Origin of the sequence: Bradyrhizobium sp. Leaf396 (assembly GCF_001424605.1) — a bacterium.
GTDB lineage: Bacteria > Pseudomonadota > Alphaproteobacteria > Rhizobiales > Xanthobacteraceae > Bradyrhizobium > Bradyrhizobium japonicum_C.
This window is the reverse complement of record NZ_LMQJ01000015.1, coordinates 93,001-112,842: the sequence shown is the minus strand read 5'-3', so window position 1 is coordinate 112,842 and position 19,842 is coordinate 93,001. Positions and strand designations below refer to the sequence as shown.

Below are 19,842 nucleotides of genomic sequence, written 5' to 3'. Positions count from 1 at the left end.
TGTACTCTTCAGTAAACGACCGACGTGCACGTTCCATTCAACACCTCCAGGCTCAACGAGCCTACTACAGGTGTCCACTCATTCGGAGGAAGTTCAGAGCACGCGAAGTTCACTCAGTTGATGACGAAGTGGCCCACGTGGCATCAGGAACTTGTACGTGCGGGACTCCGGGAATGATGCACTTCTTTTGCTGGGGCGGGCCGTGCAATGTCCGTTGGAAAACTCGGAGATGCGAAGGAGGGACTAGAGGCGAGATTCTCCTTTCTACTAAGAGCATCTATCTTTAGTCATCCCTCGTCTACCTCTTCATCGCCACGCGGTCTGTCGGCGCGATCTGGCAACCCGGGCACCATCCACCATCATCGAATGGCAAAGGTTGTTGATCTCCTTCAGCAACATCAGGCTTGAAGCGGTGCTCCTCGCGCGCGGACGTACACTTCCATGCCGATGGTGTGCTGATCGAAGCCATACGATTTAAGGCGGGCTTTGGTCTGAGCCCCGCAAACTCCTCCAAGAATGGGTAGAGTCCGTCATCTCTGAGGAGATGGATCATGAAGCCAAGTCGGTTCACGGAAGAGATGGGGTATTCGGTCCCGATCGCCTGAGCTATTTGCCGCGCAGCACGTTTTGACTGACGATCATGGACCAATTCCATTCAAGGAGGACAAGCCATGATCTACGTCGGCCTCGACGTTTCGCTGTAAGCCCCCGGTGACGGCCGCCTTGCGTCAGCAGTGAGGCTTCGCGAAGCCATAGGACTAGTCCTGGAGCTAGTCCTATGGCCAAAGCGGAAGTGGAAGTAATCACTTCGGAGCAGCGACGGCGGCATTGGTCGCGGGTTGACAAGGAGCGCATCGTCGCTGCAGCGTTGCAGCCGGGTGCGACGATCCTGGGCGTGGCGCGCGCGTTTGGTGGTAAGCGTCGTCTTCAGGCCACGGCTTTGAGGGATTGAGTGCGGTAGGCCCAGGGCAGTAGCTGGTCGATGTCGCGGTTGGGATGACCTTTGACGATCTTGGTCAGGACGTCGGTGAGATAGGCGAGCGGATCGATGTCAATCGGCTTGCAAATTTGGCTCTGACGCAAGTTTGGTGCAGCGCCGACTATTCTGCACCGATTAGTCTGGCTTGAAGCAGATCGATTTTGCCGCGGCCGTACATTTGACGTCGAACNCGATCTACATCGCCTAAGGACGTCGGTGAGATAGGCGAGCGGATCGATGTCAATCGGCTTGCAAATTTGGCTCTGACGCAAGTTTGGTGCAGCGCCGACTATTCTGCACCGATTAGTCTGGCTTGAAGCAGATCGATTTTGCCGCGGCCGTACATTTGACGTCGAAGGAGCTTGAGGCGCGTGATCTGACCTTCAGTCTGGCCGTTGGACCATGGTGAAGTGATTGCCGCCCGTACCGCCGCCTCATCCTTCGCGACGCCGCTGGCGAACGAGGCGACGAGACTGGCGCCAGCGCGCTCAATCCATGGGGCGAGGCCCGCCTCGGTCCTGCGCCGGATCATCAGGTGGAATTCAGCGATGATTTCGCGTGCCTCGACCAGTGTTGGTACGCCGGCTTCGATCGCCGCGATCGTGACRGTCTCCGCTTTCGTGAGCAAGTCTCGGCCGATTGTCATCAGGCGCGCGATGGTTCTGGCCGACGGAATCCTCTGAAGGTTTCGCGCGTCGGCCTTTTCAGCCCGTCGTCTGCGGGTCGCCCACTCGCTGATGACGCGGAGCGAGCCTCGGAAGCCACGCCCTTTCAAACCGCGCCAAAGTTCAGCCCCGTTGCGGCAGCCAGACGCCCACTGCTCGTCCAGCCATGGCAAGTGCAGATCCAACGAACTCTGCCGGGTTCGGAACACGTCGTGACGTTCGCCGCGGACCACCTGCCGTACTAGCTTCCTGCTATGGCCAGTCTGACGCATGATCTGCTTGATAGGGATACCGTTCCTCGACAGGGCCAGAATGGCCGCATTGGTCTCCTCGCGCCGCAGATAGCCCTCATATTGGAGGCGCTCGGCGGCTGTTAGCAGCTTGGGATCGATCGTGGTCGCGCCGATGACGGTGCGTATCTGGCGCATCGATTTGCGGACGGCGTCAAGTAAGGCCCGGCTGGCGTTCTCCATCAAATGCCAGCGGTCGGCGACCTGCACCGCGTGCGGCAGGGCCTTTGCTGCGGCTTCGCCATATCCCCCGCCGCGATCGCGAGCGACGACGGAGATCGAGGGATGAGCAGCCAGCCAGGCTTGGGCGGTCGCGGGCTCACGATCCGGCAGCAAGGTAACCACCCGCCGCTTCTCCAGGTTGCATATGATGCTGGCGTATCGGTGATTGCGCCGCCAGGCCCAATCATCGATGCCGATGACCTTGAGAAGATCGGCCGGCGAACGGCTGCGGCGTCGGACGACACGCAGGAGCGTGTCCTTGCTCACTGGCAGCATCAGCCGTTTTGCGAAGCCCGCCGCCGGTCGACCGCCAAGCGCCAGACCGAGGTGATGGACGACGGAGTCCAGCCTCGCCGTGCGTCGCGCCGATGGAGCCAATATCCCGTCGGCGAAACGCTCAGTGAAGATCTGGCGTCCGCACAGGACGGCGTCGCAGCGGAAGCGGCGGGCGGCCACCAGGAGTTCCACGAYCCGCCCGGAAAGCGGCAGATCGGTCACGCGTCGCCGATACCGGCTGTGGACACGGCGGGAAGCCGTTCCGCACGATGGACAGACGCCGAAACTTCCGGAGGCCCGGACCGTGATGACGGCCTTATCTCCCTCGTAGCATGCACTCTCTACAACAAACCCACGCGGCACCAGACTGGAGCGGTGGAGTGCTTGCTGCATGGCGCTGATTCTCCTCCAATCAAAACGCCAGACATCCCTCGAACTGCATCAAAAGTGATGGTGTGGAACGGCCCTTCGAACCGGCATCAAAAGTGCCTAACGTGGTCGCGTAGAGAGGCGCCATAAAGGAAGGACCGTTCCATGGAGAAGATTATCACAGTGGGTTTGGATTTGGCCAAGTCGATCTTTCAAGTTCACGGCATTGCCGAAAACGGGAAAGTCTTGGTTCGTCGCACATTGCGGCGATCGCAGGTTCTGCCCTTCTTTCGGAGCCTTCCAGCGTGCTTGGTTGGTATGGAGGCCTGTGCGAGTGCCCATCACTGGGCACGCGAGATAGCGGCGCTCGGCCACTCTGTCCGCATGATGCCGCCAACCTACGTGAAGCCTTACGTCAAACGAAACAAAACCGACGTGGCGGATGCTGAAGCCATTTGTGAGGCGGTCACCCGCCCGACAATGCGGTTCGTGCCGGTGAAGACTGCCGAGCAACAAGCAGCCAGCATGATTTTGCGAACTCGAGAGATGCTGATGAGGCAGCGCAGCCAGACTGCAAATGCCCTGCGTGCTCATATGGCCGAATTGGGCATTATCGCTGGCACAGGCATGGCAAGCATCGCAAAACTCCTGGTGCTTCTCCGGGACGAAAAGGACAATAGGATCCCCGGCGCCGCCCGCTTTGCCCTGATCCTATTCGCTGAACAGATTGAGCTGCTTACAACCCGCATAGAGAAGCTCGACAGAGAGATTTTGGTTGCCGTCAGAAAGGACCCCGATGCGAGGCGTCTGATGAGCATACCGGGTGTCGGTCCTCTCATCGCCGCTACCGTTCGGACATCCGTCTTGGATGCTCGCGATTTTGCGACTGCACGAGACTTTGCGGCTTGGACGGGGCTCACACCGAGGGCACAGTCGAGCGGCGGAAAAGAAAGGCTCGGCGCGATATCAAAGCGTGGAAATCGGCAACTGCGGACGCTCTTGATCGTTGGTGCGACCTCTATCATCAAGCTTGCTAAACGAGGCTTGAAAGTCCCACTCTGGATTCGGACCATGCTGCAAAGGCGGCCGGTCAAGGTCGTATCGGTCGCGCTCGCCAATAAGATTGCGCGCACGATCTGGGCCTTGCTGGTCAGAGGCGGCATTTATCAGGTGCCGGCCGCAATGCTGAAATCCTAATCTCAAGAGCTCTCCGGCGGAAGAAGAACGCTGCCGAGGAGGCAAGGTGCAAATCTGGATGAACCCCGAATGACGCCATTCCCGGTAGCAATCAGACCGCCTGACTCACTGCGCTTCGAGCGCGAGAAATTGATTGGGCGATTGCTTCCGCGGATATCATCGTGGCCAGCGGCCAGGCGCCGCGTTCACAGGCCGAACATATGACCGCACCGTCATCCCTTGTTCAACCAGAGAAAGACCTTGCAGCCCGGGCCGTTCCACATATGAGTCAGAGCCAATNCGCGTTCACAGGCCGAACATATGACCGCACCGTCATCCCTTGTTCAACCAGAGAAAGACCTTGCAGCCCGGGCCGTTCCACATATGAGTCAGAGCCAATATTGCAAGCCGAATGACAGCTGATGTGCTGAACGAAATCATTCCACATGTATTGCAGCGAGAATGGGATGTTGTCGCGCATCTGAGTCTGCAAATTAAAACACATCGCAGCTTGCGACGGCAGAACCAGGCCACTGATGCGTTAATCGCATTGTTACGCGAAACACGGCCGATTGATGAGCAGAAGGCGCTGAGCCTTTTTGCCGCCCGGTCACTTGAGTACCTCGTCGCTTCGGAAGCGCAGGTTAAGGCTCTTGTAGAAATCGTCTTCGCCGAGGCCACAACGAATGGAAGCGACGAGCAGTATATGAGGGCGATGCAATACTGTGCTCAGTGCTCAGCTGAACGCCGTTCGTTTGTACGGAAATTGCTCTTGGAGTTGATAGTGAAGACCTTTCGGAAGGTCGAGCAACCGGCTGCCGAGAACCTTTTTCGCGCGATGTCGGACTACTCGTATGGGCGGAGAGGGCCCTCATCGTTGCTCCCAGAAGACCTCCGCGCTGAGGCGCAGAGTGCGCTAAGAAAGATGGTCGTAGATGGCGCGCCGACGAATAGTTTTTTCGCAACCGTGGCTTGGTCTTGGTACGGTGTAATTTCAGAGGAGCTGATAAGGCGGCACGGAATAGCGACATACTTCAACGTCTCTCTGGAAGGCATGTATTTCGGAGTAGATGGTCTGACGAGCCTCGTGTTGCTTGCTAATGACGGATACTTGCGCCCGGAAGGGTTTAGTGAGGAGCAGGCAGTAAACGCGTTAGCAGCTGTCGGGCGCTATGGATTTACGAACGGCTCCCTCGCCAAGGTCGATTTCAACCCCTTATTCGCGGGAGAATCAGCGCCACTGCCAGTATGGAAGCGCTTACTCACCCAGCTGCGCAAAGCGCCAGAGGCTTGTGCAGGGGCGTTTTTTGCGTTCTTGCTTGTCAGGTCGCTAATTTCGAAAAAGCAGTCCGACAATGATCAATCGGGTGAGGGAGACCAGTTGGCTCTCCTAGATGAAGTGAAGCATCTCGTGCTACACATGCGGGCTATAAAGAAGCTGGAGTACTATCCTCGCATGGTGGAATTGGCTGCGGGATCGTTATTCGGAGAGCATAAGCGTGACCAAAATGGTGATCATGCAATTTGAGTAGGCTTGGGGCAAGGATGCAAGTACGGCAGGCGAGATAGAGCGCCGATCCATGGCGAAAAGTACCGTCTGGCGACACCTTGGCCCAATTTGATCTGGTTTCTAGCAAGGTCATCCCACATCCCGCGCCAGTGGGTGCCCGAATCAACCCGGTCCACTGCCCCATTTCCCCGTGGCGCGCGCGTGTCCATTGCTGCGGGAGAGGCACTGCGTTGCAGGTGGTAGTAGATGGTGGTAGCAATGCACACGCAGCCAAGCTGATTTGCGCTTGTTTTTCAGTGATTTTCTGAATTGCCCTTCGTCTCCCCTAGGGAGCGCCATTCAATCCTAAGCCATTGAAAAGCTGCACCCTCTGGGCAACCATGTGGGCCTGGAGAGGCCGCCCTGCTACACACGTAGCTCATTCGGCGGTCCACTGCGCGCTTGCGGTCGTCACATGGCAATCCTCATCCCAAGTCTGGGCTTCGCGCGCTTCGACAGCCGCGGAGAGTTACGACTCGCGGAGCGGCTCAAGGATTTTCTCGAAGAGGTTGTCGTCTGGCACAACCTTCCTGTTGGTCCGCTCGACCGGCATCCCGACTTCATCATGCTCCGCGTGTCTCTACCCTGAGCACTGGATCGGCGGGCGGGTCGCGCAGATCCTCGCCAGGCATGACGTGCCGATCGATATGGCCAAGGACAATCGCAACAGGGTTTCGATTAGGCGGGTGGCGGTGCGATTCTTGAGCATGCACAATCCGAAAGGGCTGGAGTTTCCCTGCGTCGCCATCGCCGGCTTGGGCTTGCTCGGCCGCCACGGCAAGACGATCGAGGAATGTGTCCGGCTGACGTATGCTGGAGTGACACGGGCAACTCACGAGGCGCTCCTGACCTACTCGAGTGAGTCCGCCTTGGTGCAACGCTTGATCGCCTAGACGGACGCCGCGCCGGGCGCTCTCTCACGCCATCGTGCCGTCGATCGAGCGGCGGATCACCTTCTGTACCTCCGAGTTAGACAGGAACAGATCGTGGTTGATGATGCCCCAGCCTTCCTGGGAGGCATCGACCACGCGCACGCCGAGCCGCGCGATCACGGCTTTCTCGGCCGCGCCGACCCGCGTCATTCCGCCTGCGAGCTGCCCCGACAATGCCAGGGCGCGATCGTTCGTCGAGGCGATCACGGTGATCTTGCCGGCCAGCGGCCCAATGCGCTGAACCGCAGACGAGAACACGTCCATGTCGATGTCCGGCGCGGCAAACACAACGGCGCCGATCTTGCTCGTGACCGTATCGCCGTATCGCCCATAAAGCTGACGCAGGCTCTCCAGCGTCAGCATGGTTCCCATGCTGTGAGCAACGATGTGCACGCGGCCGCCGCCTGGCGACGACACGAGCGACGAGAGCACGCGTTCGAAAGCATCGCGGGACCACATCGCGCTGTCGCGGTCATAAGCGTAGTCGAACAATCCTGCCCTTGAAGGCCAGGAAAACGCCATGGTCCGACCGCGGAACCTGATCCCGTCGGAGAGCTGGGCGGCATCCAGCACCGCAGTCTCGAATGTCTGCTTGAAGCCGTGCACATAGATCAGCACGTCCCCTCCGCCCGCCTGCGCGGCGAGATCGCCCACGTCCGCCGGCACCGGTTCGACCCGATCGAGACGCCAGGTGCCAAGTCCGACCGAGGCGAGAGAAAGGCGGCTCTCGTCCGGCGCCGACAGCTTCACCTGCGCGACAGTCATGCTGGTCGCGCGCTCCGGACCGAACCAGGGTTTCGTGCGACCGCCGTTGACGGGCTTGCGCGTGGTCGTGACGAGCAATGTGGGCTCAACGGAGAGCGATGAGGCGTCGAAGCGCGCACCGGTCGCCCCCAAGCCGGCACATCCGCCGAGCGCGAGGGCACTTCCGGCCGACAGAAATCCGCCGAGGAACGCGCGGCGCGAAACAGGATGATTGGAGTCGCGTTGCAGAAAATGTCGGACGATCAAACGGAACCCTCGGGAACTTTGCCCACCATAACGCCGCCCCGCCTAGCTCCCTGAATGACAATGGGGGCGAGAAGACGGCGGAGTTGCTTTGCGGTCGGTTTGCATGATCACGGCGCCGGCGTTCGCCTCCTGAACTGCGGCGAACGGTTAATCGGCCCGCGTCGCTCTCATACTCGTTCGAAGTGGGTTTGCTTCAACGGCGCAGATAGCGCCAGCCGACGACGACGCCGCTCACCGAGACGATGACGCCAAGGATCGACAGCAGCCACACCACGATGTCCCAGGCCGGGCGATGCATCAGCAGCAGGCAGAAATCGAAACTGTGCAGCGCGTTGAACAGCCATCGATAGGTGCGTCGGCTGCCGTCTACGTGGCCAAGGATGTCGCCGGTGACAGGGCTGATGTGAAACCATGTCTTCGCGTCATCATCGAACACAGCGCGCAGCACCGGCAACTCGCGGTCGTGATGATGCGCATACCAGTAGGAGTCGTATTCTTCGAGGACCATCCGTTCCGCCACGCGGGCTTGCGGCAGCAGCTTCTCTGCGGCAGTCCAAAGGCGATGTTGCGGGATTGCCGTAGTCCGGCCCGACGTCACATCCAGCGGCCTCTGCGTGCCATCACGCGATGCGACGACAATCATCGGGCTGCCATCAAGCCAGATAAAGCGCGCTTCGACCGCGCCGGATTGCGGCGCTGGCAGCTTCGTCGCAATCGTAGGCGCCTCATGGCCGGCGTAGCGCTGCAGCACCTCGCGCGTCGTGCTGCGGCTTGCGAAGTATTCGCCGGGATTGAGCGAAAGCCAACCGGAGAACGTCCACGTCAGCACGAAGATGCCCGCGATCAGGCCGGTGACGTGGTGCCACGCCATCCAGCCACGATACGGCGTGATCCTGCCGCTCGCATAGCGCCGCTTCAGCCGCACGCGAAGGATGCCGATCCAGATGCCGCTGGCGCCGACGATCAGGCAGATACCGGAGATCCAAAGCACGACGAGCCGCCACAACGGCCCGTCCTTGCGCAGCACGGTCGGGTAGATCCAGTGCGGGATCGAGCCGAGCCAGTTCCAGACGCGTTCGGTTTGATTGGTGTCGAGCGCGATCTCGCCGGAGCGCGAGGAGACATAGAGCCTGGTGCCGGCATTATCGCCGAGCCCGATGAGGTAAAGCGGTCGCAGCGGATCGTACCGGGCCGTTACGCTCCATTGATCGCGATCGATGATGGCTTCGAGTTGCGGTGATCTGCTCGCGGGATGATGTTGCGCGACCGCGAGCGCCTGCTGTTCGGAAACGCCCGCGATGACGCGGCCGTCGGCTGCGGAGATCGTCTGCCGCCTGCCATCCCAGCCGGTGATCCGATACACCGGCTCGTCGGCCAGCATGGAAAGGCGGAGATCGCGCGGATAGCGGGTGGCGCCTGCCGTCTTCATCACGTCGTCCGGCGACAGCGCCAGCTTCTCCCATTGAATGTCGGGAAGCGCTGCCAGCCTTTCCTTGTCGGAAAGGCCGGGAAAGGCGACATACATCATCACCACGCCGGAAATGAACCACATGGCGAAAAACAGGCAGGTGGTGATGCCGATCCACCGGTGGACGATATACAGCCACCGCCGGAGCGTGCGTTTCAGGGGCCGTGCCACGCTCAAAACTTCACGTTGACACCCAGTTGCGCCGTGCGGGGCATGCTGAGCAGCCACTGGGTCGTGCCGCCCGAGGTCGTGTACACCTCGTCGAAGAGATTGTAGATGCGGAACGACACGGTGGTGTGGAGATCGGGCTTCCACTGCACACCGGCATTGACGATGTTGTAGGCCGGGCGCGTCACCGTGTTGGCATTGTCCGCATAGGTCTTTCCGACGATCTGCACGCCCGCGTTGGCCGACCAGTTGGGTGCAAAGGCCCACGTCGCCCAGATATTGGATACGTTCTGCGGTATGTTGACCGGCACGTTGCCGGCATAGTTCACGGCTACGCCGCCAACCGACTGCACGAAGTCGTCATACTTCGCGCGCAGGAAAGCGGTGTTGGCATCGATTCGCCAGCCGTAGTCGAGCAGGAAACCGACCGATGCTTCGACGCCGCGCGATGATTGCCGACCGACCTGAACGGTCAGGGAAGGAATGTTCGGATCGCGCGCCAGCAGGTTGTTCTTGACGATCTCGTAGCCGGCCAGGGTCCATTCGCCGCGGCCTCCCCAGAACGATTGCTTGACGCCGATCTCGATCTGTCTGCCGGTGGCCAGATCGAAATTCTTGTTGGCCGAGGACAGCGAGATGATCCCTCCGACCGGATCGACGGCCGTGGCATACTGCCCATAGAAAGCGAGGTCCTTCACCGGAGTGTAGACCGCACCGGCGCGCCATGTCGTCGAGGAGAACGACTTCTCGAAGCTGTTTGCGGGCACGACATAGTCGGTGCGCGTGATGGTCGGTTGATCCTGGCGGACGCCGGCAATCAAGGAGAACTGCTCGGTCACCGACAGCCTGTTTTCGGCAAACAGCGCATATTGGTTCGTCACGCTGCCGTAACCGGGAATCGTGGCGTTCGGACTGCTGAACGAGCCTGGGCTAAAGACGTAGGGGTTGACGGACGAAGCGCCGCCATAAGGAGAGTTGTTGGTGTGCGTGAAATTGATGCTGTTGACGTCGAAGCCCGCCAGGAATTCGTTGGCCATGCCAAGCACATGCCCGCGGAATTTCGTATCCATGCGATTGCCGACCTGCTGCTGATCGTGAAAGATCTCGATATAGCTGGCTCGGTCGATCAGGCCGGTGGCAGGGTTGTAGGCGTAGCTTTCGACGTCCTTCCAGTGCCGCTTGGAGTTCAAGTAGTAGAGAGTGTTCTGGATCGAGATGCCGTCGGCGGCTTGCCAGTCGGTCTTCACCTGGTTCCAGCTATCCTGGTAGCGGATGTGGCTGTCGCTGACGTTGTAGTTCTTGAAGCGAAGCGCTTCTTCGAGCTTGCCGTTGATCAACGGCGTGCCGAAGTACCGCGATGGATGGCGATCACCGTAGTCCGTGGACAGCGTCCAGGTGACGTCTTCGTTCTGCCGGACCTGGACCGCGGCATGAAGTGCAACGTTTGATGTGTTGTCGCGATCGACCCAGCCGTCCGACATGTTGCCGATGGCGGTGATCCGATAGGCGACGTTCTTGCTCACGGGACCGCCGCTGTCCACGGCAATCCGCCGCGTCATGTTGCTGTCCAGCGAGACCTCCGCCTCGTTGCGAGGGACCCACAAGGGCAGTTTCGAAACAATGTTGATGGCGCCGCCGACCGCACCTGCGCCGTACATCACCGACGCAGGGCCGCGTAGCACCTCGATGCGCTCGGTCGACCATGTGTCGAACGGAAAGGTCACCGTTCCCGCGCCGATATAGAGCTGTGTGCCGTCATAGAGCGTCATGACGGAGCCAAGGCCCGTGAAGCCGCGGGTGTTGAAGGAGACGCCGCCATTGCCCGGTGCCGGGCTCGCAGTGAAGCCGGTGGCGTTCTGCGTCACCGCGTCGAGAACGTTCTGCTGGCCGCGTTCGGAAAGCGTCTCGGCCGAAATCACCTCCACGCTGGCCGGCGTCTGCAATCGCGTCAGGCCCAGCCGGCTGCCGGCCGTGCTCGCGCCGGTGAGATTGAGCGTCGGTGCGGCGAATGCCGATCCCGCCGGGCTGGCTGTCGGAGCACGCGTTTCGGCGGCAGCCAGGTTTCGCTGTTGTCGTGAGCGCGCGAGACGCGCAGCCTCGCTGCGTCGGGTACTCCTGACATTCGGTGGCTTCGCCGATGGTGCCACCACGACCGGATCGAGCGTCTGGGCCGGGCCTGCGGATTGTGCCCAGCCATCGGTCGAAACCATGAGGCAGGAGAAAGCCGCTAAACAGAGCAACGCCCGCCGATGTCGTGGCGCAAATATTGTGCGGGAGGTCATCAATGGACTCGCGATAACGTGGCACGTCACCGCGAACGCAGCTTGGCCGCTGCCTCAAGAGCAAGGCAGCTCAACACTCACCAGGACACCCCGCCCAATGTGCTCGCGTGTGACCACGACTGACGGCAGGTCTCCTGGCTCGCGGGTCGCTGCCTTGCGCCGCCTTCCCAAGCTCGCGAGCTCAGTGGCGTTTGGCGAAGGCTCGCCGCTTACAGTTGCGGGGGCAGCCACGGCGTTGGGGAAATCCCGCACCGTATTCCCTATTGATCTCCCGAAGGAGAACCGTCGCAGTCACCCTAGTTTTATTTTCAAAGGGCTGTCAACTGGCTGTTCCCGACACGGTTCAGCGCGTCGCACCTTCATCGGCGACGCACGGATCGTCCACCGGGCGGTGTCGGGCGAAACACGAATCCGCTCTCAACTCTCCCCCCGAACATTATTCCATTCTACCTAATTCGGATCCAGCGTATTCGGCCAAGGGGGCGGTCGTACGTCGTCACGAGCGCTGGCTTGGTCGCGGTGGACGCGGCGGCATTGACGGCGGTTTGTTGCGTGCAAGGCGAGAGCGCGCTCGGATCGCGAGGGCGGACGGCGCCCATATCCGGCGAAGCCTCTTGGCGAAGCCGATAGCCTGCGTACGGCGAAACCGGCGGATTCCCAACGGCACAAGGCGTTGCGAAACACAATCTCAACGCAAATTGTCTAGGACCGGCCCATCCTCTCTCAATGGGTCCCTGCATGGCATTGCTCCCGCGCTTCTTCCTTCTCGTTCTGCTTCACGTCATCACCATTTGGCCGGCGGCGGCACAGGATGGTGAGCCCGTCAGATTGTCTGCTGCGATACAGTATCAGTTCATTGCGCGCTGGGATGTCGATCGGCTGAACAGGATTTTGCAAGCCGATACGCCCGCCTTCGCCGGTATCACCGTAACCTACAGTCCGGCGCGCAATCCCGTCCGGCTCTATCGCGTGACCTATTCGTCGGTGGTGCCCGAGCGCGGCAACAAGCCGACGGTCGCATCCGGACTGATTGCGATCCCGGAAGGACAGGCCACGTCGTTTCCGCTGTTGTCCTACGAGCACGGCACGGTCTACGGCAAGCAGCAGGTGCCTTCATTTCCCGACCAGTCACCCGAAACCCAGCTGATGATCGCGCAGTTCGCGGGGCAGGGATATGTCGTGATCGGAGCCGACTATTTCGGGATGGGCACGTCGGCAGAGACGGAAGGCTACATGGTGAAGGGAAGCCACCAGCAGGCGACCTACGACATGCTCGTGGCCAGCCGCGCCGTGTTGGATCATCTCAAACTCGCCACGACCAAGCTGTTTCTCGCCGGCTGGTCGCAGGGCGGATTCGTCACCATGGCGATGCTGGAGAAGCTCGAGCAAGCCGGCATCAAGGTTGACGCCGCGGCGACCGCCAGCGCGCCGGTCGACGTATTCGTGGCGCTGAACGGCTTTCTCAATTTTCCCCGCAAGAACGATGCGAGCTGGGTCAACTCGCTGTTCATCCTGTCGGCGTTCTCGTTCGAAAACTATTATGGCGTGCCCGGGCTGGCCCGCTCGCTGATCGCGGATGCCTATTACGACGTGGCACGCAAGGCTTATTTGCGTGAACCCTACGACGCCGCCGCCGTGCCGACGGACCTGCACAAGCTGCTCCGTCCCGACTATTTCGATCCGCAGTTCTTCGCAGCTTCGGCCTACGGCCGGCTCGTCGCGCAGACACAGGCCTATCGCTGGATCATCAAGAGCCCAGTGCGCAATTATTACGGCGAGACCGACGAGGCCATCAGTGTCGGCCTCGGCCGGCTCGCCATGACCTATCAGCAGGCGATCGGCAACGGCAATCCCGCGGTCGAAGCCGTCTCCACCGGTCCGACCACCCATCGCGGCACTTTTGCGACGGCTGTGCCGAAGTGGAAGGCATGGTTCGACGGGCTTTGATGCGGCCGTCATGGCCGGGCTCGCCCCGGGCATCCACGTTCTTCGCACTCAGCGGATGGCGGGGACGAGCCCGGCCGTGGCGCTGTGTATCCATTGCTCATATCCGAAGGGCATGCATCGCTCTGCATGCCGCCTTGGCGTCGCCGGAGGTGGTCGTTGCAGTGAAAATCTGTCTTGATGGGGGCCGGGATGAGGCCGGCAGATGCGACGGCCTTCGTGGTGGAGTGACGACATGAGCGGGTTGGTGATCTCTGGCGGCCGGGTGGTGGATCCCGCGAGCGGGATGGATGCCATCGGCGATGTAGCGGTGGTGGACGGCAGGATCGCCGCCGTCGGCACTGGCCTCGGCGGCGCCGAGCGGGTGATCGATGCGACCGGGCTCGTGGTCGCGCCGGGCTTCATCGACCTGCACGCGCATGGCCAGTCGATTCCGGCCGACCGCATGCAGGCGTTCGACGGCATTACGACCACCCTCGACCTCGAAGCCGGCGTGCTGCCCGTCGGGTCCTGGTATGAGAGCCAGGCCAGGAAGGGGCGCGTGCTGAACTACGGCGCTGCCACCAATTGGGCCTTTGCCCGCATCGGCGCGATGACCGGCTCAAACGCGGAGAGTTCGCTGGAGGCGTTCGGCAATGCCATGCGGGATCGCCGCTGGATCGACAATGTTGCAACGGATGCGGAGGTCTCAGGCATCCTGGAGCGTCTCGCACGCGGCCTGAACGAAGGCGGCATCGGCATCGGCATTCTGAACGCTTACGCGCCGGGAGCCGGCGTGCAGGAGCTGACCGCGGTGTGCCAGCTCGCAGCCGCGCAGAACGTGCCGACCTTCACGCACGTGGCCTTCATGTCGCGCATCGATCCCGAAAGCGCGGTGGAAGCCTATATCCGCCTGATCGGCTATGCCGGCGCTACCGGCGCCCACATGCACATCTGCCATTTCAATTCGTCGAGCAAGACCGACGTCGAACGCTGCCGCGTGCTGATCGCGAAAGCACAGGCGCAGGGGCTGCCGATCACCGTCGAGGCCTACCCCTACGGCACCGGCTCGACCGTGCTGGCGGCCGCCTTCTTCAGCGATCCCGAGTTCGTCGAGCGCAACGGCACCGGCTATGATTCCGTGCAGCGCGTCACCGATGGCTATCGCTTCCACGATCGCGAGGAGCTGCTCAAGGCGCAGGCCGAGGAGCCGTCCTCGCTGGTGCTCTGGCACATCCTCGACACCGAGAACAATGCGCATCACCGCGACCTGCTCGACATGTCGGTGCTGTATCCCGGCGGAGCGATTGCCTCCGACGCGATGCCCTGGACGCTCTCCGATGGCACCACCTACACCGGCGATGCCTGGCCGCTGCCCGACGACGCCACCTCGCATCCGCGCTCGGCCGGCTGCTTCACGAAGTTCATCCGCGAATGGGTGCGCGAGCGCAAGACCCTGTCGCTGCTGGAAGGCGTGCGCAAATGCGCGCTGATCCCGGCGGAAATCCTGTCGCAGAGCACGCCGGCGATGCGCGCCAAGGGCCGGCTCGCGAAAAACGCGGATGCCGACATCGTCGTGTTCGACTACGAGAAGCTCTCGGACCGCGCGACCTTCACCGCGATGAACCGTCCCTCGGAGGGCGTGCGGCATCTGGTCGTCAGCGGCCAGCCGCTGATCAGCGACGGCGTGCTGGATGTGAACGCGCGGCCTGGAAAACCGGTGCGCCGTCCCGTCATCGGGAGCTGACCCATGCCGGTCCCCATTCTCCTGGTGACGGGCTTTCTGGGGGCGGGCAAGACCACGGTCGTGAACCATCTGCTGGCGCATGCCGAGGGGCGGCGGATCGCCGCCGTGGTCAATGATTTCGGCGCGATCAACATCGATGCGGAACTGCTCGCGGGCGCCAGCGACGGCGTCGTCAGCCTCGCCAATGGCTGCATCTGCTGCTCGCTGGAGGGCGATCTGCTCCGCACGCTCTCGGCGCTGCTGCGGCGCGATCCCAAGCCCGAGTACATCGTCATCGAAACCAGCGGCGTCGCCGATCCCGCCGACATCGTGCGCAATCTGATGGACCCGGTGATTCTGCGCGAGGCGCCGCTGGAGACGGTGGTCTGCGTGCTGGATGCCACGGCGCCGCCCGCGGCCTTCGAGGACGCGCTCCAGCGGTCGCAGTTGCGCGTCGCCGATATCGTGGCGCTCAGCAAGCTGGATCTGGCGGACGAGGGGGCAGGCGTGCGAATTCGCGACGCTCTTCGCGCACTACGCCTGCCTGCCCTGGTGGTGGATGCTAACCGCGGCGAGATACCCGCGGCACTGTTATTCCCCGCGAACCTCGATCGCGCGCCGGCACGTGATCCGGGTCCGCGCCGGCCGACCGAGGAGCGCTTCGAAACGCTGAGCTGGACTTCGGACAAGCCGGTGTCGCTGCCCCGTTTGCAGCAGGCCATCAACCGGCTGGCACCGAAGCTCGCGCGCGCCAAAGGCCTGATCGAGAGCATCGAGCAGCCCGGACGTCCGATGGTGCTTCAGTTCGCCGCCGGCCGCGCCACGCTCGCACCGGGCGTTGCATCGGCACCCGGCGTGCCGCGGACGCGGATCGTCTTCATCGCGGAGCTTGGGGTGCTCTCCAAGGCGGAGCTCGATGAAATCATGGAAGCCTGCGCTGCAGCCGTGTGAGGTCCACGTTTCGTCTCCATCCGAGGCGTGACCGGCCGATCAGCTCTTTTGGCGGGCATCGAGCGCAGTCGCGCCGGATCGCCGCGCACATGTTCACTCTCGTGCTCGGCGGCACAAGAAAGTTGGGCGTCAGCACAACGCAAGCGCGTTGACCGCCCGTGTCGCCGCATCCTCCTTGTCCGAGCCGACGAATTGGCAAATCATGGATTCGAGCTCGCCCGGTTGCTTGCGGCGTGCGACGGCCAGCAGGCGCATCAGCTCCGCCTCGTCCTTGGAGAGGCGCCGGCAGGACGGCGGCATGAAGCACAGCTCGCATGGCCGGCCGCCGCGGAGGATCCTGACAAGGGCCGCCCGCGCAACCAGCAGCGGACTGTCGGCAATGCCGGGCGCCTCGTCGGCAAAGCGATAAGCAGCTTCCCAGCAATCCGAGGCGCCGGTCGCATAGGCCGCTCCGATGAAGCGGAACAGCGACAGTGCGACGCGGCAGAACTCGTCGTAGCTTTCGACGCATGGCGGCGCCGCAAGCGCGGCCCGGAGCGGACAAAGCTGCGACTGGCCGGCGTCCGCGACCGCCACGCAATCGCGTGCATCCTGCATGATGAAACGTCCTCGTCAGTGCAGCGTGGGGGTTCCGACCAGCCAGCTCTTCATCGCCATGATCCGGTCATGGCCGACAGACCGCACATGCCGGTCGGGAAGGATGAGACCGGCCCTACGGAAGATCGTTGCAAGCCCCTCGACCGGCGCGAGCGCCCAATCGGCGCCGACCGGCGGCAGCCAGCGCTCGAATTGTTCGCGGGCGATGTCGACGCGATCCTGCTGTGCTGCGGCGATGGCGCGCAGAATTCCGCGCTCGCTGTCCGACATGCGCGGGCAGGTCGGGCAGTGCACTTCGATGGCCGTGTGGGCCGTACAGGCGAAGATCTCGATGATGGAGTCCAGCGAGGGCACGGCGTCGCCTACGCGGAAGTGATCATACACCTCCTTGATATCAGCGGCGGTCGGAACGGCGCCTCCGCTGCGGGCCTTCGCCCTGAAGCCCCAAATGAAGAGCCGCTCCGCTGCGCTCAGCGCCGGAAGATCGACGGGTCTGGTATGTGTCGAATGATGCATGAGCCTCTGGCCTTTGGCTGCTCTCGCACCATGGCTGGCGCGGATGATCCGCGCCGATCGTTCTGCCAGAGACCTCTTCAAGTCAACGCTCGGAGGGGCGTTGTCGAGATGTTCTAGATTGGAAGAGTTCGTATCTCGCCAGGTGCGTGCAGGCAGCTCTCCCGCGGAATTGCGGGGCAAACATCTCCCGTGTCGTGCGGGCGGCCCTAGCGCGTGACTTTACGAAAATGCGCCGCAATGTCGGCGCGTGTTGCGACCCAGACCCGGCCCTCCAGCCGCGCCAGCTCGGCCAGAATGGTCTTCACCGCTCGGAAACGCGCGGGCCGGCCGCAAATGCGCAGATGAAATCCGACCGACAGCATCGCGGAGCGGCCGCGCTCTGCCTCCTCGACCAGCGTCGTGAGTGCGGCGCTGACGTAGTTCGAAAAGTCCTCCGGCTGCACAAAGCCGTTCGGATGGAAGAACTTCATGTCGTTTGTATCGAAGCCATAGGGCAGGACCAGCATCGCTCCCTGGGACGACGGGCTCCAATAGGGCAGATCGTCATCGAGTGCGTTGGAATCGTAGGCGAAGCCGAGCCCGATCAGGATATCGCGCGTCCACGCGCTCTGGCTCCCGCGTGACATGAAGCCGACGGGGGTGAGACCCGTCGCGCCGGCGATGGCGTCGCGCGTCCTTTCGATGTCACGACGTTCCGTCTCGGGACGGCCATAGAGTGCATGCGGCAGCCAGCGCCAACCATGCACCGCCGGTTCGTGGCCGGCTTCGACCACGGCACGCGCAAGGTCCGGCACGCGCTCGACGGCGCGGCCGCACATCATGAAGGTGGAACGGATTTTGGCCTCGTTAAAGGCGTCCAGGAATCGCCACAGGCCCGCGCGCATGCCATAGTCGAACACCTGCTCCTGCACGAAATCCCGTACGCCCGGCGGCGCTGTCGAGGCGACCTCGCCATAGTGTTCCGTCTCCGCATCGCCTTGCTCGATCGCGAGCTCGGCGCCCTCCTCGAAATTCACCACCAATGACACCGCGACGCGGGCGCCGTTGGGCCAAACGATATCGGGCCGGGTCCTTCCATATCCGCGAAGATCGCGTTCGATCGGCATGATCAGCGGCTCCCGATCTGGCGACTGAAGCCGCCGAAGATTTCAGCGCAGACGAGGCCGGCCAAAGTCAGCAGCACGATCACGCCGGAGACGGCTGCGACACGCACGTCGAGGCTGCCTTCCAGGATTGCCCAGAGCTTGATCGGCAGGACCTCGGTGCGCGCGTCGGCGAGGAACAGCGATACGGGAACATTGTCGAAGGAGGTGAGGAACGCGACGAAGCAGCTCGCAACGATGCCGCGGCGGATCAGCGGCAGCGTGACGCGCCGGAAGGTGTACCAGCGGCCGGCACCCAGACTGAGCGAGCAAGTGATCAGCACCGGATCGAGTTGCTGCACCGAGGCGCCGACCATCCGGATCACGAAGGGCACGCAGATGATCGTGTGGCCGAGCACCAGCGTTGCCGCCGACAGGCGGATGCCGAGCAGGTTAAAGACCAGCAGCAGCGACAGGCCGAACGCCATCGCCGGCAGCACCATCGGCGACATGAACAGAGCGTCAAGGACGCGCGCGATCTTCAACCGGCTCCGTGCCAGTCCGAGTGCCGCCGCGCCGCCCAGCACTGCGGAGAGAATCGTCGCCGCCGTTGCGACCTTGAGACTCGTTAACGCGGGCTCCACGATTTCCTGGGATTGCAGCAGATCGACATACCAGCGCAGTGACCAGCTCGGCGGCGGGAATTTCAGCGTGACGCCGCCGGTGAAGGAAATGATCAGCACGACCAGCGTCGGTGCCAACAGCAGCAGCAACCCGAAGCCGGTGATGGCACCAATGATGCCCGAGTAGACGCGATCAATGAGGCTACGCTGCATCGACGCCTCGCACGTAGCGGCGCGACAGGGCGCCGGTGGCAAAGACGATGCCGGTCACGGCCAGCGTGAAGATCAGCGAAAGCGCTGCCGAGAACGGCCAGTCCTGCACGCCGACGGCCTGTTGGTAAATATGGGATGCCATCAGGATGATGCGGCCGCCGCCGACCAGTGTCTGGGTGATGAAGGCGGTCGCAGCGGCTGCGAAGACGAGCAGCCAGCCGGCAATGGCGCCCGGCAGCGTCAGCGGCAGGATGACGGTGACGAAGATGCGGGCGCGGCTTGCACCCAGCCCTTCTGCCGCGCGCGTCAGATTGCCGTCGAGCCGCAGCAGGCTGTTGATGACAGGCAGTGCCATCAGAGGAAGCTGGATCTGGATTAGCGCCAGTACCATGCCCTCCCAGGTGTAAAGCAGGCGAGCCGGGGCCTGCCACAGCCCGAGCGACAGCATCGCCGTGTTGATGATGCCGTCGCGGCCAAGGAGCACGATCCAGGCGAAGGTGCGCACCACCGTGCTGGTCAGGAGCGGCAGCATGATCAGAAACGTGATCAAGGTGCGCATGAGCTGACCGCTCGCGACGTAAACAAGTGCGATCGGATAGGCGATGATCAGCGTCACCAGTGCGACCTCCGCCCCCAGCCAGATGGTGTCCGTCAGCACCTTGATGCTGAACGGGTCCGAGAAGAAGCGCACGTATTGCGCCAGCGACAGTTCTTCGAACTGTGACGTGCGGAACAGGCTGATCGCGACAAGGGCAATCAGTGGCAGCACGAAGGCGGCGAGGAACAACGCCGCCAGCGGGACCGCCGGCAGCATTTGTCGTGAT

At 62.4% G+C, this 19,842-nt stretch carries 16 protein-coding genes, 1 pseudogene and 1 riboswitch; of the genes and pseudogenes, 7 read left to right on the top strand and 10 right to left on the bottom strand.

Annotated features, from left to right (window positions below):
- Positions 1 to 927: 927 nt before the first annotated feature.
- Both ASG57_RS17225 and ASG57_RS17220 read right to left on the bottom strand, forming a co-directional pair.
- A pseudogene (locus tag ASG57_RS17225) lies at positions 928 to 1,056 on the bottom strand (transposase domain-containing protein); the annotation flags it as partial.
- A gap of 212 nt (positions 1,057 to 1,268) precedes the next feature.
- The gene (locus ASG57_RS17220; protein ID WP_057196861.1) at positions 1,269 to 2,825 is read right to left on the bottom strand and encodes an ISL3 family transposase; all 1,557 of its coding nucleotides are present in this window, start codon (positions 2,823 to 2,825) and stop codon (positions 1,269 to 1,271) included.
- A 141-nt stretch (positions 2,826 to 2,966) separates the two neighbouring features.
- Between ASG57_RS17220 and ASG57_RS17215 the strand changes: the two genes are divergently transcribed.
- From ASG57_RS17215 to ASG57_RS38735, 4 genes are all read left to right on the top strand, one after another.
- Entirely contained in the window at positions 2,967 to 3,998 is a 1,032-nt protein-coding gene (locus ASG57_RS17215) for an IS110 family RNA-guided transposase (RefSeq protein ID WP_028146165.1), read from the top strand.
- A gap of 391 nt (positions 3,999 to 4,389) precedes the next feature.
- The gene (locus ASG57_RS17210; protein ID WP_024342179.1) at positions 4,390 to 5,505 is read left to right on the top strand and encodes a hypothetical protein; all 1,116 of its coding nucleotides are present in this window, start codon (positions 4,390 to 4,392) and stop codon (positions 5,503 to 5,505) included.
- Positions 5,506 to 5,941: 436 nt separating this feature from the next.
- Positions 5,942 to 6,115, top strand: a complete 174-nt coding sequence (locus ASG57_RS38385; protein WP_162250064.1) for an NERD domain-containing protein — start codon at positions 5,942 to 5,944, stop codon at positions 6,113 to 6,115.
- A 58-nt stretch (positions 6,116 to 6,173) separates the two neighbouring features.
- Positions 6,174 to 6,419: an ATP-binding domain-containing protein gene (locus tag ASG57_RS38735; protein ID WP_024342180.1), complete on the top strand. Its 246-nt coding sequence runs from the start codon at positions 6,174 to 6,176 to the stop codon at positions 6,417 to 6,419.
- A 24-nt stretch (positions 6,420 to 6,443) separates the two neighbouring features.
- On the opposite strand, the gene ASG57_RS17200 is transcribed toward ASG57_RS38735, so the two are convergent.
- The 3 genes from ASG57_RS17200 to ASG57_RS17190 all read right to left on the bottom strand — a co-directional run bounded on the left by ASG57_RS17200 (position 6,444) and on the right by ASG57_RS17190 (position 11,315).
- Positions 6,444 to 7,469 (bottom strand): alpha/beta hydrolase, encoded by a 1,026-nt coding sequence (locus ASG57_RS17200; RefSeq protein WP_024342181.1) that lies wholly within the window; start codon positions 7,467 to 7,469, stop codon positions 6,444 to 6,446.
- 193 nt (positions 7,470 to 7,662) lie between these two features.
- Positions 7,663 to 9,108, bottom strand: a complete 1,446-nt coding sequence (locus ASG57_RS17195; protein WP_024342182.1) for a PepSY domain-containing protein — start codon at positions 9,106 to 9,108, stop codon at positions 7,663 to 7,665.
- 2 nt (positions 9,109 to 9,110) lie between these two features.
- On the bottom strand, positions 9,111 to 11,315 hold the full coding sequence (locus ASG57_RS17190; RefSeq protein ID WP_230646676.1) for a TonB-dependent receptor: 2,205 nt from the start codon (positions 11,313 to 11,315) through the stop codon (positions 9,111 to 9,113).
- Between the two features lie 179 nt (positions 11,316 to 11,494).
- Positions 11,495 to 11,689: riboswitch (cobalamin riboswitch) on the bottom strand.
- A gap of 436 nt (positions 11,690 to 12,125) precedes the next feature.
- Here ASG57_RS17190 and ASG57_RS17185 point away from each other — a divergent pair.
- From ASG57_RS17185 to ASG57_RS17175, 3 genes are all read left to right on the top strand, one after another.
- Positions 12,126 to 13,334, top strand: coding sequence for an alpha/beta hydrolase family protein (locus ASG57_RS17185; protein ID WP_024342184.1), 1,209 nt, complete (start codon positions 12,126 to 12,128; stop codon positions 13,332 to 13,334).
- A gap of 232 nt (positions 13,335 to 13,566) precedes the next feature.
- On the top strand, positions 13,567 to 15,057 hold the full coding sequence (locus ASG57_RS17180; protein ID WP_024342185.1) for an amidohydrolase family protein: 1,491 nt from the start codon (positions 13,567 to 13,569) through the stop codon (positions 15,055 to 15,057).
- Positions 15,058 to 15,060: 3 nt separating this feature from the next.
- Positions 15,061 to 15,987, top strand: a complete 927-nt coding sequence (locus ASG57_RS17175) for a CobW family GTP-binding protein (RefSeq protein WP_024342186.1) — start codon at positions 15,061 to 15,063, stop codon at positions 15,985 to 15,987.
- 129 nt (positions 15,988 to 16,116) lie between these two features.
- On the opposite strand, the gene ASG57_RS17170 is transcribed toward ASG57_RS17175, so the two are convergent.
- From ASG57_RS17170 to ASG57_RS17150, 5 genes are all read right to left on the bottom strand, one after another.
- Positions 16,117 to 16,584 (bottom strand): hypothetical protein, encoded by a 468-nt coding sequence (locus ASG57_RS17170; RefSeq protein WP_155248704.1) that lies wholly within the window; start codon positions 16,582 to 16,584, stop codon positions 16,117 to 16,119.
- 15 nt (positions 16,585 to 16,599) lie between these two features.
- On the bottom strand, positions 16,600 to 17,100 hold the full coding sequence (locus ASG57_RS17165) for a hypothetical protein (RefSeq protein WP_024342188.1): 501 nt from the start codon (positions 17,098 to 17,100) through the stop codon (positions 16,600 to 16,602).
- 206 nt (positions 17,101 to 17,306) lie between these two features.
- A complete protein-coding gene (locus ASG57_RS17160) occupies positions 17,307 to 18,206 on the bottom strand; it encodes a polysaccharide deacetylase family protein (RefSeq protein ID WP_024342189.1) in 900 nt (299 codons plus the stop codon).
- Positions 18,207 to 18,208: 2 nt separating this feature from the next.
- Positions 18,209 to 19,018 carry an ABC transporter permease gene (locus ASG57_RS17155; protein WP_024342190.1) on the bottom strand — a complete coding sequence of 270 codons (810 nt, stop codon included), beginning with the start codon at positions 19,016 to 19,018 and terminating at the stop codon, positions 18,209 to 18,211.
- Positions 19,008 to 19,832, bottom strand: coding sequence for an ABC transporter permease (locus ASG57_RS17150; protein WP_024342191.1), 825 nt, complete (start codon positions 19,830 to 19,832; stop codon positions 19,008 to 19,010). The genes ASG57_RS17155 and ASG57_RS17150 overlap by 11 nt, the downstream gene beginning before the upstream one ends.
- Positions 19,833 to 19,842 lie beyond the last annotated feature (10 nt).